Below are 14,443 nucleotides of genomic sequence, written 5' to 3' on the forward strand. Positions count from 1 at the left end.
CGATCCATCAGCTCAGCAGGCCGCTGCGCACGGGTGTGTGCTCGTGGGGGTGTACGTGGTCGTGGCCGGGCAGGGCGTGCTGGCCGACGGCCCGCGGGGGCGGCCCGTCGTGCAGGACGCAGCCGTCGCGGAGCACCACCGCGCGGTCGATGAGGGGCTCCAGCGGCCCGAGTTCGTGCAGGACGAGCAGTACCGTCGTACCGGCCGCGACCTGCTCCCGCAGGGTCTGCGCGAGCACCTCCTGGCTGGCCAGGTCCACGCCCGCCATCGGCTCGTCCATGATCAGCAGTTCGGGTTCGGCGGCGAGCGCGCGGGCGATCAGCACGCGCTGGTGCTGGCCGCCGGAGAGGGCGTTCACCGAGTCCTTGGCCCTGTCGGCCATACCGACCAGCTCCAGGGCCCGGCGTACGGCCGCGTGGTCCGCCTTGCGCAGCACACCGAAACGGGCCCGGGAGAGCCGGCCCGACGACACGATCTCGGTGACGGTGGCGGGAACGCCGCCCGCGGCGGTCGTGCGCTGCGGCACATACCCCACCCGCGCCCAGTCCCGGAACCGCCTGCGCTCCGTGCCGAACAGCTCGACCTCGCCGGCGCTCACCGGGACCTGGCCGATGATCGTGCGGATCGCGGTCGACTTGCCGGAGCCGTTGGCGCCGAGAAGGGCGACGACCTCGCCGCGTGCCACGGTGAGGTCGATCCCGCGCAGGACGGGGCGCGAGCCCAGGTCGGCCCGGACCCCGCGCATCGCTATGACGGGCTCCGTGCCGGGTTCACCTGCTGCGCCCACGCCCATGTCGTCCTCCGTAAACGTCATTTGGATCCCAGGGCCGTCTGCAGCGCCTTGAGGTTGGCCTCCTGGACCGAGAAGTAGTCCTTGCCGCGGGACTTCGACGTGATGCCCTCGATCGGGTCGAGGACGTCCGTCTTCAGGCCGGCGTCGGCGGCGATGGTCTTCGCGGTCTTGTCGCTGACGAGCGTCTCGTAGAACACGGTCGTGACGCCGTCGGCCTTGGCCATCTTCTCAAGGTCCTTCACCCGGGCCGCGCTCGGCTCGGACTCGGGGTCGAGGCCGTTGATGGCCTCCTCGGTCAGGCCGTAGCGCTCGGCGAGGTAGCCGAAGGCGGCGTGCGTGGTGACGAACACCTTCGACTTGGAGCCCGAAAGGCCGTCCTTGAACCGGGTGTTGAGCGCGTCGAGCTTCTTGACCAGGGCCGCGGTGTTCTTCCTGTAGTCGGCCGCGTGGTCCGGGTCCGCCTTCGCGAAGGCGGCGCCGACCCCCTGGGCGACCTGGGCGTACCGCACCGGGTCGAGCCAGATGTGGGGGTCGAGGCCGGCCAGCTCCTCGTTCTTGGAGCTGTCGTGGGAGGCCGCGTGGCCGCCGACCTCGTTGCCGTGCTTCTCCAGCGAGGTGAGGGCGCCTGCGTCGATCTTCGTCTTGACCTCGGACTGGGCCACCGCGTCGTCGACGGCGGGCTGGAGGTTCTTCAGGTAGAGCACCGCGTCGGACTCCTGGAGCTGCGCGGTCTGCCGGGCGCTGATCTCCAGGTCGTGCGGCTCCTGCCCGGGCTGGGTCAGGTTGGTGACGTGCACATGGTTCCCGCCGATCTCCTCGGCGAGGAACTCCAGCGGGTAGAACGACGCGACGACGTCGAACTTGCCGGTGTTGCCCGCGGCGGCGCTCTCACTGGAGCAGGCGGAGAGGGTGGTCAGGCCGAGGGCGGTGACCGCGGCCGTGGCCGCGGTGGATATGAGGCGTCGTCGTACGTTCATGACAGTCATTTTCAACAAAGATGGAAACCGTTGTCAACAAACATCTGGGTGGGCACCGATTTGATTGAGGGGGAGCCCCCGCCGGTACCCTGAAGCATTCGCTCTGAAGCACTGCTCCCAAGAGATTGCTTCGTCGCCCGTCGTCGTAATGAAGAGAGCACCGTGGCCGCCGACAAGATCGACACCATCGTCAGCCTGAGCAAGCGCCGTGGCTTTGTATTCCCGTGCAGCGAGATCTACGGCGGCCAGCGCGCCGCCTGGGACTACGGACCGCTGGGTGTCGAGCTCAAGGAGAACCTGAAGCGCCAGTGGTGGCGCTACATGGTGACGTCGCGCGAGGACGTGGTCGGTATCGACTCGTCCGTGATCCTGGCCCCCGAGGTCTGGGTCGCCTCCGGCCACGTCGCCACCTTCACGGACCCGCTCACCGAGTGCACCTCCTGCCACAAGCGGTTCCGCGCGGACCACCTGGAGGAGGCCTACGAGGCGAAGAAGGGCCACCTCCCGGAGAACGGCCTGGCCGACATCAACTGCCCCAACTGCGGCAACAAGGGCCAGTTCACCGAGCCCAAGCAGTTCTCGGGCCTGCTGTCCACGCACCTCGGCCCGACGCAGGACTCCGGCTCGATCGCGTACCTGCGCCCCGAGACCGCGCAGGGCATCTTCACCAACTTCGCCCAGGTGCAGACCACCTCGCGCAAGAAGCCCCCGTTCGGCATCGCGCAGATGGGCAAGTCCTTCCGCAACGAGATCACGCCCGGCAACTTCATCTTCCGCACCCGCGAGTTCGAGCAGATGGAGATGGAGTTCTTCGTCAAGCCGGGCGAGGACGAGAAGTGGCAGGAGTACTGGATGGAGCAGCGCTGGAACTGGTACACGGGCCTTGGTCTCCGTGAGGAGAACATGCGCTGGTACGAGCACCCGGCGGAGAAGCTCTCCCACTACTCCAAGCGCACCGCCGACATCGAGTACCGCTTCCAGTTCGGCGGCAACGAGTGGGGCGAGCTGGAGGGCGTCGCCAACCGCACCGACTACGACCTCTCCTCACACTCCAAGGCCTCCGGCCAGGACCTGTTCTACTTCGACCAGGAGGCCGGCGAGCGCTGGACCCCGTACGTCATCGAGCCGGCGGCCGGTGTCGGCCGGGCGATGCTCGCCTTCCTGCTCGACGCCTACGTCGAGGACGAGGCGCCCAACGCCAAGGGCAAGATGGAGAAGCGCACGGTGCTGCGCCTGGACCACCGTCTGGCGCCCGTGAAGGTCGCGGTGCTGCCGCTGTCCCGCAACCCCGAGCTGTCCCCGAAGGCCAAGGGCCTCGCCCAGGCGCTGCGCCAGAACTGGAACATCGAGTTCGACGACGCGGGCGCGATCGGCCGTCGCTACCGCCGCCAGGACGAGATCGGTACGCCGTACTGCGTGACGGTCGACTTCGACACGCTGGACGACAATGCGGTGACGGTGCGTGAGCGTGACTCCATGAAGCAGGAGCGGGTGTCTCTCGACCAGATCGAGGGTTACCTCGCTGGGCGGCTGGTCGGCGCGTAGGTTCCTGGGGGCTCCGCCCCCAGGCCCCCGATCGGCCCTGAAGGGGCCTCGTCCCCAAAAGCCGGACGGGCTGACAAGTTCCATGGTGGCCCCCGATACAGGTCTCGCATTGGCCCTGTGTCGGGGGCCGCTCCATGGTCAGGCTGAGCCCATGAGCCTCGCCTTCCTCCTCACCACCCTTGTCGTCGTCGCCACGCCCGGCACCGGTGTCGTCTACACCCTGGCGGCCGGGCTGTCGCACGGCCGCCGTGCGAGTGTCGTCGCCGCCTTCGCCTGCACGGTCGGGATCGTGCCGCATGTGCTGGCCACCGTGACCGGGCTCGCCGCGCTGCTCAACGCGAGCGCGGCCGCCTTCCAGGTCCTCAAGTACGCCGGTGTCGCCTGTCTCCTCTACATGGCGTGGGCGACGGTGCGGGACAAGGAGGCGATCGCTGTGGACGAGGGGGCCGCCCCGAGCTCGGCGGGGCGGGTGATCGTCCGCGGTGTGCTCATCAACCTCCTCAATCCCAAGCTGACGATCTTCTTCTTCGCGTTCCTGCCGCAGTTCGTGGATCCGGGTGCGCCGCGTGCGCTGCCGCGGATGCTGTGGCTGAGCGGCGTGTTCATGCTGGCGACCTTCGTCGTCTTCGCCGCGTACGGGATCCTCGCCGCGTCGGTCCGCAGCCGTGTCACCTCGCGTCCGCGGGTGATGGCCTGGCTGCGGCGGGGGTTCGCGGGGTCGTTCGTGGCGCTGGGGGCCAAGTTGGCGCTGACTGCGCGGCAGTCGCTCCGCGGGGTGCCGCGATGCCGGGCGCCTGGGCTCAACGGCCTTGCAGTGTCCTCACGTTGTCTCCGAACGTCCAGTTCTTCGAGCCGTCCCAGTTGATCGACCAGGTCATCAGGCCCTTGAGCGCGGTGCCGTAGTGCTTCCAGGCCTGGGAGACGAGGGACGGTGACATGTAGCCGCCGCCGGCGCCCGGCTGGGCGGGGAGGCCGGGAGCCTGTTTGTCGTACGGCACCTTGATCGTCGTGCCCTGCACGACCAGACCCTTGTTGAGGCAGTCGGTCTGGGCGACGAAACCCGCCACCGTGCCGGCCTGGTACGAGTCGCCCGAGCAGCCGTACATGCTGCCGTTGTAGTACTGCATGTTCAGCCACCACAGTCGGCCGTTGTCGGCGTACTTCTTGATGATCGGCAGGTACGCGCCCCAGATGGAGCCGTAGGTGATGCTGCCGCCGGTGACGTAGGCCGTCTCCGGGGCCATGGTGAGGCCGAAGTTCGACGGCATCCGGGCCAGGATCCCGTCGATGATGCGGATCAAGTTGGCCTGGGAGGTGGAGAGTTGGGTGATGTTCCCACTGCCCACCAGGCCGGTCTCGATGTCTATGTCGATGCCGTCGAAGTTGTACTTCTCCAGGATCGGGACGGTCGTCGAGACGAACCTGTCGGCCACCGCGGACGAGCTGAGGTCGATGCCCGCCGCCGCTCCGCCGATCGACAGCAGGATCGTCTCGCCGGACGCCTTCGCCGCGCACATCTCGGCGGGCGTCGCCACCTTCACACCCGAGTCCATGCCGTCCTCCCAGAGGGCCGTTCCGTCGGAACGGATCACCGGGAAGGCCGCGTTGATCACGTTGTAGCCGTGTGCGGGGATGCGGGAGTCGGCGATCGGGGTCCAGCCGAAGGGCGGGTGGACGCCGTTCGCGGAGCCGTCCCAGTTCTCCCAGTAGCCCTGGAGGACCTTTCCGGCAGGCCTCGACCTGACCGCGCAGGTGTCGGCGGCCGAGGCGGTGGGGGCGGCGGGCAGCTGAGTCGCGGCGGCTGTCGCGAGCGCGGTGGCGAGCAGGGCCAGGGTGCGGCTGAGCATCGGGCCTCCCGGTGGGGGATCGGTGAGGTGTCGTAGGCATGACAGTGCTCTGGTCCAGACCTTTCGTCAATAGGTCTGGACCAGCCTGAGGTGTGGTGGCAAAGTTGGAATGACAGATATTGAAATCTGTCATCTGCCATGTCAGAGTGGAGCGCATGACGATGCGAACCCGAAACCTCGGAACCACCGGCCCCCAGGTCTCCGCCCTCGGCCTCGGCTGCATGGGCATGTCCGGCATGTACGGCGAGGCGGACCGCGCCGAGTCCATCGCCACCGTCCACGCGGCCCTGGAAGCCGGCGTGACCCTGCTCGACACCGGCGACTTCTACGGCATGGGCCACAACGAACTGCTGATCAGCGAGGCCCTGCGCACCGCCCCGCCCGCGCTGCGGGAGAACGCGCTGCTCAGCGTGAAGTTCGGCGCCCAGCGCGGCCCGGACGGCGAGTGGTACGGCTTCGACGGCAGCCCGGCCGCCGTGAAGACCTCCGCCGCGTACTCCCTCCAGCGCCTCGGCGTCGACCGCATCGACGTCTACCGCCCCGCCCGCCTCGACCCGGACGTGCCGATCGAGGAGACCGTCGGTGCCATCGCGGAACTGGTCGAGAAGGGGTACGTCCGCCACATCGGCCTCAGCGAGGTCGGCGCGGACACCATCCGCCGGGCCGCCGCCACCGCCCCGATCGCCGACCTGCAGATCGAGTACGCGCTCATCTCCCGCGGCCCCGAGCGGGAGATCCTGCCCACCCTGCGCGAACTGGGCATCGCGGTCACCGCGTACGGCGTGCTCTCCCGCGGGCTGATCTCCGGCCATGTCACGCCCGGCCAGGCGTACGCGGCCACCGACTTCCGCGCCCACTCGCCCCGCTTCCAGGGCGACAACCTCCAGCACAACCTCACGCTGGTCGAGTCGCTCCGCAAGATCGCCGAGCAGAAGGGCGTGTCCGTCGCGCAGATCGCCATCGCCTGGGTGCTGTCGCGGGGCGAGGACATCGTGCCGCTGGTCGGCGCCCGCACCCGCGAGCGGCTCGGCGAGGCGCTGGGCGCGGCGGACGTGACCCTGGACGCGGCCGACCTCGCCGCCATCGAGTCCGCCGTGCCCGCGGACGCGGCCGCCGGGGAGCGTTACGCCCCCGCCCAGATGGCCATGCTCGACAGTGAGCGCTGATCACGGTGCCGGGTGGGCAGCTGTTGGGCAAGCCCCGTTCACGGTGGCCGCGCCGTCGGGTGCCCGGATCCGGGACCGGCTGCGTCCGTCGGTGGCCGATGAGAAGGTCCTGCGCCTGGCAGGGGAACACCTGGGCCACCTGCAGCGGGCCGACCTGGCCGAGCGGGTGCGGCTCGGCCAGGTCGCGGCGAACGGCACGCGGCGGGCGGAGCGGAAGAAGAGGCTGACTGCGGTGTTCTCCTCCCGCTGGGCGGGGGCGATGACCCGGGTCAGCGAGGACCAGTACCAGCTGTCCATGCGCTGCCTGTACGACGAGCGGGCCGGGCTGCGCCGGGCCATCCGCACCATCAGCCGCCGCCTGGCCGCCCCCTGCGGCAAACGCTCCAAAGACGGGGTGCGCGGCTATGCCGACCAGGGCGAGCGGGCCCAGAAGCAGTGCCGAATGCAGGCGCTGAAGGCCCGGCTCGCGGCCGTGGAGGCAAAGATCGCCTCCGGGCGGCCGTCGATCGCGGTCGGGGGCCGACGCCTGGCCAGGCTGCGGCACCACCTGGCCGACGCGCAGCTGACGGGACCGAGTGGCGCCGGCGCTGGCAGGCGGCACGGCTGTTCCTGACCGCGGACGGCGAGTCCGGCGCCCCGCACGGCAACTACACCATCGGCGTCGATCCCGAAGACGGCTCGGTGACCCTCGTGCTGCCCGAACCTTTGCGGCATCTGGCCAACGCACCCCGAGGCCGCTACCGGCTGTCCTGCACGGTGGGGTTCTCGCACCGCCGTGAGGAGTGGCTCGACCGGGTTACCGTGCACCGGGCCGTCCGCTATGACATCGTCTGTGACCCGGTCAGCGGCCGCTGGTACCTGGACGCAAGCTGGACGGCCGACACCACCGTGCCGCCCACCCCGGATGAGATCAAAGCCTGTGGTGTTCGACTGCTGGGCGTTGATCTGAACGCGGACCACCTTGCCGTCTGCGTCCTCGACCCACACGGCAACCCCGTCGGTGCCCCGGTCACCGTCCCGCTCGACCTGACCGGCCCCGCCAGCACCCGGGACGGCCGCCTGCGCGCCGCGATCAGCGTTTTGATCGTCCTCGCCCGGCAGCACGGCTGTGCCGGGGTCGCCATCGAGAACCTGGGCTTCGCCGACGCCCGCGCCACCGGGCGGGAGACGATGGGCCGGGGCAGGCGCGGCAAGACGTTCCGCCGCACGGTGGCCGGGATCCCCACCGCCCGCTTCCGTGAACGCCTGCGCGGCATGGCCCACCACGCGGGGCTGATGGTGGTCGCGGTCGACCCGGCCTACACCAGCCGCTGGGGCGCACAGCACTGGACCACACCCCTGCAAACCCAGACCAGGAAGACCACGGTCACCCGACATCACAGTGCTGCGGTGGCCATCGGCAGGCGCGCCCTCGGTTATGGGATTCGGCGTCGGCCAGGTGTGACCGGCCACCACCGGAGGATGGTGGCACGGGGAGCTACCGGCCAGGCCCTGTCTCTGCCGAGGGCGTGCGGGACCGCGAGCCCACCCAGGACAGCGGGCACGCCCACCCCGGGCGACGAGACCCGACTGCGCCGAGGTGACCAGCTCGCGCTGTTCCCCGGCCCCCAAGACCGTTCGGGGGACCACCGGACCGCGCGTCCGGATTATGGCGAGTTGGCCAGTACAGGCCAACAACCCTAGGAACGGTACCGTCTAGCCATGCCTGCCACCAGCGAGACCCTGACCGCCGAGCGCATCCTCGAGGCGACCGAGGAGGTGCTGCGCCGCCATGGCCCGGCCAAGGCCACCGTGGTCGACGTGGCGCGCGCGCTCGGCGTCAGCCACGGCAGCGTCTACCGCCACTTCCGTACGAAGGCGGCGCTGCGGGAGGCGGTGACCAAGCGGTGGCTGGACCGTGCGACCCAGGAGCTGGCGGGCATCGCCGCGGACGCGGAGCGGGACCCGGAGGCGCGGGTGCGGGAGTGGCTCGCGGCGCTGTTCGCGGCCAAGCGGCGCAAGGCGGGCGGGGATCCCGAGCTGTTCGCCACGTACTCGGTCCTGGCCGGTGAGGCGGGGGAGGTGGTCAGCGGCCATGTCGCCGAGCTGACCGGCCAGCTGACCGCGATCGTGCGGGCGGGGGCCGAAGCGGGGGTTTTCGCAGTCGCGGATCCGGTGACCACCGCGCGTGCGCTGTTTCAGGCCACGGGCCGCTTCCATGACCCCGGTTACGCCAGGGAGTGGGAACGGCCGGGGGTGGAGGGGGAGTTCGAGGCGGTGGTGGATCTGCTGGTGCGGGGGCTGCGGCGCTGAGCGCCGTCGGGGTCCTTGACGGGCTGTTCATCGGCTGCGGGTCCGTCGTGGCCGGTCGCGCCCGCGCGGCGGAAGCCGCAAATTTAATACAGCCCCGCGCCCCTATGGGGCGCTCCCGGACCGCAGCGGTTTCACTGAGGCCCGCTTCAGTCGCCCGCCACGCACGCCCAGAAGTCCCGCATCACCGGCGTCGGTGTCGGGTTTGTCATCGACGCCTGGGTCAGCAGGATCGTGGTCGTTCCCGTGGGCGGGATGATGTGGGCCGTTGTGCCGGTGCCGCCCACCCAGCCGTAGCGGCCGGGGACGTTCCAGGGGTCTGCCGGGGTGACGTCTACCTGGCCGCCGTAGCCCCAGCCCTGGCCCTCCAGGAAGAGGGGGACGGCGTCCCGCTGCTCGGCCGTGAGGTGGTTGGTGGTCATGCGGCTGACCGAGGCGGGGGAGAGGAGGCCTCCGCCGGAGTTCAGCAGCATGCGGGCGAAGGACAGCCAGTCGTCGGCCGTGGAGACCAGGCCGCCGCCGCCCGAGTGGAAGCGGGGGATGCGGCTCCACTCGCCGTCCGGGGTGTCCGTCAGTTCCAGGGTGCCGTCCGGCGTCGGTGCGTAGGACGAGGTGAAGCGGTGCCGTTTCGAGGACGGGACCTCGAACGCCGTGTCCCGCATGCCCAGCGGTTCGAAGATCCGTTCCGTGAGGAATTCGGGGAGCGTACGGCCCGACGCCCGGGCGACCAGGATGCCCTGCAGATCGGACGAGGTGCCGTAGAGCCAGGCCTCGCCCGGCTGGTGGAGCAGCGGCACCTGGGCGAGGAGGCGCAGCCAGGTGTCGTGGTCCGGCCAGTCCTGGAGGTTCCGGCCGTCCTTCTGGACCGTGAACAGCAACTGCACTGCGGGGAGTGAGAAGTCGGCGGGGAAGCCCCAGCCGGTGCGGGAGCTGAGCAGGTCCTCGACGGTGATCGGGCGGGCCGCCGGGACCACGTCCTCGACGGGGGCGCCGGGGGTGCGGACCACGACCGGCTTCGCCAGTTCCGGCAGCCACTCCTCGACCGGTGAGTCCAGGCCGAGCAGCCCGTCCTCCACCAGCATCAGCACCGCCGCCGCCGTGATCGGCTTGGTGATGGAGGCGATACGGAAGAGGGAGTCCCTGGCCATCGGGGCGGTGCCTTCGGTGTCCACCGAGCCGACGGTCACCACCTCGACGTTGTCGCCGCGGGCCACCAGGGCGACGGCGCCGGGCACGGAGCCCTCGTCGACGTGCCGTTGCAGGGTGTCGTGCAGAGTGCTCATCGGTCGGCCTTCCGGGGTGGGCGGTCGTCCTGAGTACGACTGCCGGGACGGCGGAAAGTCATCGGGCCGTCCGCTCCCGTGAGCCCTACGCGTCCGACGGCCCCGCCGGATCCACCGTCGCCTGGTGCTCCTGCGCCAGATGCTCCTCCGCCTTCAGCCAGGGCAGGAACTGCGCACCCTTGCGCCAGCCGCACGTGTCACATCTGATCATGCGCTGCGCGCCCTTGCGCTGCACTCTGACGACGTGTTCGCGCCCGTGCTGGTCCCAGCGGCTCACCTTGCTCGTGTTGATCTCCAGCATGATGTCTCGCCTCCGGCACAGGAGTGTGCAGCAAGACCAACATCAACAGGGACTTCCGCACGGCGAGTTGACCAAGCCGTGGCCGATTCCACACAGGATCGCGCGGGCGTCAGCCGATGGTGCGCGGCAGGCGCAGGCTGAGCAGGCCGGTCAGGACCACACAGCCCAACTGGGTCAGGAGCGTGGTGACCAGGGCGTCCCGCATTCCGAGCCCCGGGACCAGGGAGAGGAAGAGGGTGCCGAGGGCCGCCACCCCGAGGGCCAGGGACGACTGCTGGGTCGTCATCATCACGCCGCTGCCGACACCGGCCCTCGCGGGCTCCACCTCGGACAGCACGACCCGGAAGATGATGGGGAGTTGGAGCGCCTGACCGGCGCCGGCGAGAGCCGCTCCGGGGAGCAGTTCGACGAAGCCGAGGTCCGGCCAGGACCGCCAGGCGGCCAGCGCCATCAGGCCCACGCCCGCCCCCTGGATCAGCGCACCGGCGGTCACCACCCGGGTGCCGTACCGGGCGACGAGCCGCGGCCCGGCGAGCGAGACGAAGAAGAAGACGACGGCCATCGGTGCGAGCGCCAGCCCCGCCGGGACCGGTCCGAGCCCCGCGCCCCGCTGCAGCGCCACCGCGACGACGAACATGAAGCCGCTGAAGCCGACGCCGAACGGCACGATCATCACCAGTCCGCGGCGGAGTGAGGTGAGCGCGAAGAGACTGGGCGGGACCAGCGGCGTACGGCCACGGCGGTCCGCCCGGCGCTCCACCGCGTAGAACGCGGCCGCGACGAACGGGAACGCCGCCAGCGACAGCCATGTCCACAGCGGCCAGCCCGCCGAACGGCCCTCGGTGAGCGGGGCCAGCAGCGCGAGGAGGGAGGCGGTGAGCAGGACGGTGCCGGGGCCGTCGACCGGCTCCGGGTGCTGGGAGCGGGTCTCCGGGACGGCCTTGGCCGCGAGGACCAGGCCCGCGATCACCACCGGCACGTTCACCAGGAACACCGAGCGCCAGCCGGTTCCGGCTATGTCGGCGGCGACCAGGATCCCGCCGAGGATCTGCCCGGCCACCATGGACAGCCCGGCCGTGGCGCCGTACAGGCCCATGGCCTTCGCCCGCCGCTGTCCCGAGGTCGCCGCCTGGATGGTGGCGAGGACCTGCGGCAGCATCGCGGCGGACGCCGCGCCCTGCGCGACCCGCGCCGCGACCAGGGCCCAGGCGTTGGGCGCGAGTCCGCAGGCCAGCGAGGTCAGCCCGAAGGCCGCCACCCCGCCGAGGAAGAGCCGCCGCCGTCCGAACAGATCGCCCAGCCGTCCGCCGAGGACGAGCAGGACGGCGTACGCGAGCCCGTACCCCGCGACGACGAGCTCGAGAACGGCCTCACTCGCGTGCAGATCCCTGCCGATGGTCGGCAGGGCGACATTGACGATGAAGAAGTCGATGAGAGGAAGTGCCGCTGCCAGCAGCACGGTGAAGAGTCCGAGGCTGCCGAGCGAGGGTGGCGCGGCCGGCGAGCGGACGGTGCGTGTAGTGATGGTTTCGGTCACGCTTCCGAGCGTGCGCCCCCTCTCAGGCTGGTACCAGAGTCTTCTTATCCTGGTAGAAGAACCACCTGGAAACAGTGTCCGCGGGGCGGCAGGCTGGAGGCATGGCGACGATGACTCAGGTGACGACCCAGCGGACGGCGGCCCCGCGCTCGCACGGCACGAGCGCCGAGGTGCGGCGCCATGAGCTGGCGGCCTTCCTGCGCAGCCGCCGCGAACGCATCACCCCGGAGGAGGTGGGACTCCCGCGCGGCCGCCGGCGCCGCACGCCCGGTCTGCGGCGCGAGGAGGTCGCCCAGCTCTCCGCGGTCGGCGTCACCTGGTACACCTGGCTCGAACAGGGCCGCGACATCCAGGTCTCCGTCCAGGTCCTCGACGCCCTCGCCCGCACCCTGATGCTCGACGCCACCGAGCGCGCCCACCTCTTCCAGCTGTCCGGCGCGGTGGACCCGACCCCGGCCCTGCTGTGCCCGTCGGTGACACCCGCCCTGCGGGCCATGCTGGAGCAACTGGAGCCGTACCCCGCCAGCGTCCAGAACAGCCGGTACGACATCCTCGCCCACAACCGCACTCTCGGGCTGCTGCTGTGCGACCTGGAGGCGGTACCGCCCGAGGACCGCAACTGCATCCTGCTGTCCTACACGAACGACGACTGGCGCAACTCGATCGTGCACCTGGAGGACACCCGCCGCCTGATGGCGGCCCGCCTGCGCGCCGCCATGGCCGGCCATCTCACCGAACCGGCCTGGAAGATGCTCCTCAAGCGCCTGCGCGAGTACCCGGAGTTCTGCGAGGCCTGGGAGCGCCACGAGGTGGTTGCCGCCCACAGCAGACGCAAGGAGTTCCTCAACCGCCTGGTGGGCCGCGTGGTCCTCGACCAGTCCGAACTGTGGCTGGGCCCGGAGTTGGGGTCACGGATGGTGACGTACGTCCCGGCGGACGAGGAGTCGAGGGTGCGGCTGGAGAGGCTCCACGAGCTGGCCCTCAGGAAGGGCGCATCTCAACCGGCGCGGGTGGAGCGGCCTTGAAGGGGCGCGGGGGGACTGGCGCGGGTGGAGCGGCCGTGAAGGGGCGCGGGGAAACGGCGTAGGTGCAGCGGCTTTTGAGGGGCGCGGGGCTGAGTCGATCTGCGGCTCCGCCGCGTGGGCGCGACAAGCCCCCACTCACCCGCACCCGCCAAGCTACGCACTGACCCCCGCGGCTTGGCGCACCTCGGCAGAGTCAAGCTGCGCAGCAGTCCGCTCAGCACTCCGCCGAGCCCACCGCCCACTGCTCAGCGCCCCGAGCACCAGAACCGCAACCCCACACCCCGTGAGGATCCACCACCCCGGCACGGACGCCGAGACGAACACGTCCCGGTACGACGACGATCCGACCCCCGAGGCCAACACCGCCCCCACCACCGCAACGCCCAGCGTCTGCCCGAGCTGCCGGCTCGTGGAGGCCACGGCGGCGGCCACGCCGGCCTGACTGCGTGGCATACCGGAAACCGCCGTATTGGTGATCGGCGCGTTCACGAAGCCGAACCCGATGCCGAACAACAGGTACGCGACGAACAGCGTGACGTTCGACGTCTCGGCCTCGAACCCGGCGAACAGCACCGCACTCGCCGTGATGGCCGCGCCGGCGACGAGGAGCGACAGCCGCGGCCCCCTGCTCCCCACCAGCCGCCCGGACAGCGGCGCGCACAGGAAGGTCGGCACCGCCATCGGCAGCATCCACAGCCCCGCGTGCAGGGCGTCGTACCCGCGCACGTTCTGCAGATACAGCGTCGACAGGAACAGGAACCCGCCGAGCGCTGCGAACGCGCTGATCGCGATCAACGTTGCCCCGCTGAACGGCACCGACCGGAAGAACCGCAGGTCGATCAGCGGTTCGTCGCGACGGGGCTCGTACCAGAGCAGCCCGGCCAGGGCGGCCAGCGCGACCGCGACGAAGGGCAGCACGAAGGCCGCGCCCGAGGTCGGGGCCTCGATGATCGCGTACGTCAGGGAGCCGAAGAGGGCGATCACCAGGAGCTGGCCGACGGGGTCGGGGCGGCGGGCCTTGGGCGCGCGGGACTCGGGAACGTAGCGGAGGGTGAGCAGCAGGGCCGCGAGACCCACCGGCAGGTTGACCCAGAAGATCGAGCGCCAGCCGACCGACTCCACCAGCAGCCCGCCGGCCAGCGGGCCCGCGGCCATGGAGATGCCGACGACGCCTCCCCAGACGCCGATCGCACGGGCGCGCTCGGCCGGCTGCGTGAAGGTGTTGGTGATGATCGACATGGCGACCGGGTTGAGCATCGAACCGCCGACCGCCTGGATCATGCGGAAGGCGATGAGAGAGTCGAGGTTCGGGGCGAGGGAGCACAGCAGCGAGCCCGCCGTGAAGATGATCAGGCCCGCCATGAAGACGCGCTTGCGGCCGATGCGGTCGGCCGTGGAGCCGGAGAGCATCAGCAACGAGGCCAGGACCAGCGTGTACGCGTCGATGGTCCACTGCAGTCCGGCGGTGCTCGCGTGCAGTTCGCGCTGCATCGACGGCAGGGCGACGTTCAGTGCGGTGACGTCGAGGCTCACGATCAGCAGGCTCATACAGCAGATCGCGAGGACCAGGAAGCGTCGGCGGTGGCTGAGCTCGGGCATGCGTGTCACTTTACGCCCGCATCGATAGTGTGTCTAACTAATAGTGCTGCTAACTAATGGCTGCTACATGATCACTGTCGA

The 14,443-nt window shown here is 70.4% G+C and carries 13 protein-coding genes and 1 pseudogene; 7 read left to right on the forward strand and 7 right to left on the reverse strand.

Annotation, left to right across the window (positions count from 1 at the left end):
* Positions 1-7: 7 nt before the first annotated feature.
* Positions 8-814, reverse strand: a complete 807-nt coding sequence (locus tag ACWCRD_RS19995) for a metal ABC transporter ATP-binding protein (protein WP_450967139.1) — start codon at positions 812-814, stop codon at positions 8-10.
* Positions 811-1,770, reverse strand: a complete 960-nt coding sequence (locus ACWCRD_RS20000) for a metal ABC transporter substrate-binding protein (RefSeq protein WP_450967140.1) — start codon at positions 1,768-1,770, stop codon at positions 811-813. Before ACWCRD_RS20000 ends, ACWCRD_RS19995 begins: the two co-directional genes overlap by 4 nt.
* 162 nt (positions 1,771-1,932) lie before the next feature.
* Between ACWCRD_RS20000 and ACWCRD_RS20005 the strand changes: the two genes are divergently transcribed.
* Positions 1,933-3,315: a glycine--tRNA ligase gene (locus ACWCRD_RS20005; RefSeq protein ID WP_266954994.1), complete on the forward strand. Its 1,383-nt coding sequence runs from the start codon at positions 1,933-1,935 to the stop codon at positions 3,313-3,315.
* A gap of 151 nt (positions 3,316-3,466) precedes the next feature.
* A pseudogene (locus ACWCRD_RS20010) lies at positions 3,467-4,075 on the forward strand (LysE family translocator); the annotation flags it as partial.
* A gap of 40 nt (positions 4,076-4,115) precedes the next feature.
* Here ACWCRD_RS20010 and ACWCRD_RS20015 read toward each other — a convergent pair.
* Entirely contained in the window at positions 4,116-5,162 is a 1,047-nt protein-coding gene (locus ACWCRD_RS20015; RefSeq protein ID WP_450967141.1) for a chitinase, read from the reverse strand.
* Between the two features lie 155 nt (positions 5,163-5,317).
* Between ACWCRD_RS20015 and ACWCRD_RS20020 the strand changes: the two genes are divergently transcribed.
* The 4 genes from ACWCRD_RS20020 (at position 5,318) to ACWCRD_RS20035 (ending at position 8,620) form a co-directional block, all read left to right on the forward strand.
* A complete protein-coding gene (locus ACWCRD_RS20020; RefSeq protein ID WP_450967142.1) occupies positions 5,318-6,328 on the forward strand; it encodes an aldo/keto reductase in 1,011 nt (336 codons plus the stop codon).
* A gap of 91 nt (positions 6,329-6,419) precedes the next feature.
* On the forward strand, positions 6,420-6,941 hold the full coding sequence (locus tag ACWCRD_RS20025) for a hypothetical protein (RefSeq protein ID WP_450967143.1): 522 nt from the start codon (positions 6,420-6,422) through the stop codon (positions 6,939-6,941).
* A 77-nt stretch (positions 6,942-7,018) separates the two neighbouring features.
* Positions 7,019-8,011: a transposase gene (locus tag ACWCRD_RS20030; RefSeq protein ID WP_450967144.1), complete on the forward strand. Its 993-nt coding sequence runs from the start codon at positions 7,019-7,021 to the stop codon at positions 8,009-8,011.
* Positions 8,012-8,029: 18 nt separating this feature from the next.
* Positions 8,030-8,620 carry a TetR family transcriptional regulator gene (locus ACWCRD_RS20035; RefSeq protein WP_450967145.1) on the forward strand — a complete coding sequence of 197 codons (591 nt, stop codon included), beginning with the start codon at positions 8,030-8,032 and terminating at the stop codon, positions 8,618-8,620.
* A gap of 146 nt (positions 8,621-8,766) precedes the next feature.
* On the opposite strand, the gene ACWCRD_RS20040 is transcribed toward ACWCRD_RS20035, so the two are convergent.
* From ACWCRD_RS20040 to ACWCRD_RS20050, 3 genes are all read right to left on the reverse strand, one after another.
* Positions 8,767-9,900 (reverse strand): serine hydrolase domain-containing protein, encoded by a 1,134-nt coding sequence (locus tag ACWCRD_RS20040; RefSeq protein WP_450967146.1) that lies wholly within the window; start codon positions 9,898-9,900, stop codon positions 8,767-8,769.
* A gap of 85 nt (positions 9,901-9,985) precedes the next feature.
* Positions 9,986-10,201, reverse strand: coding sequence for a hypothetical protein (locus ACWCRD_RS20045; RefSeq protein ID WP_450967147.1), 216 nt, complete (start codon positions 10,199-10,201; stop codon positions 9,986-9,988).
* 109 nt (positions 10,202-10,310) lie between these two features.
* A complete protein-coding gene (locus ACWCRD_RS20050) occupies positions 10,311-11,738 on the reverse strand; it encodes an MFS transporter (protein ID WP_450967148.1) in 1,428 nt (475 codons plus the stop codon).
* 110 nt (positions 11,739-11,848) lie between these two features.
* On the opposite strand from ACWCRD_RS20050, the gene ACWCRD_RS20055 reads away from it, so the two are divergent.
* Positions 11,849-12,763 (forward strand): helix-turn-helix transcriptional regulator, encoded by a 915-nt coding sequence (locus ACWCRD_RS20055; protein WP_450967361.1) that lies wholly within the window; start codon positions 11,849-11,851, stop codon positions 12,761-12,763.
* A 153-nt stretch (positions 12,764-12,916) separates the two neighbouring features.
* Here the strand turns inward: ACWCRD_RS20055 and ACWCRD_RS20060 are convergent, their stop codons facing one another.
* Positions 12,917-14,362, reverse strand: coding sequence for an MFS transporter (locus tag ACWCRD_RS20060; protein ID WP_450967149.1), 1,446 nt, complete (start codon positions 14,360-14,362; stop codon positions 12,917-12,919).
* Positions 14,363-14,443: the final 81 nt, after the last annotated feature.

The sequence above is a fragment of the Streptomyces sp. NPDC002092 genome (genome assembly GCF_053593775.1).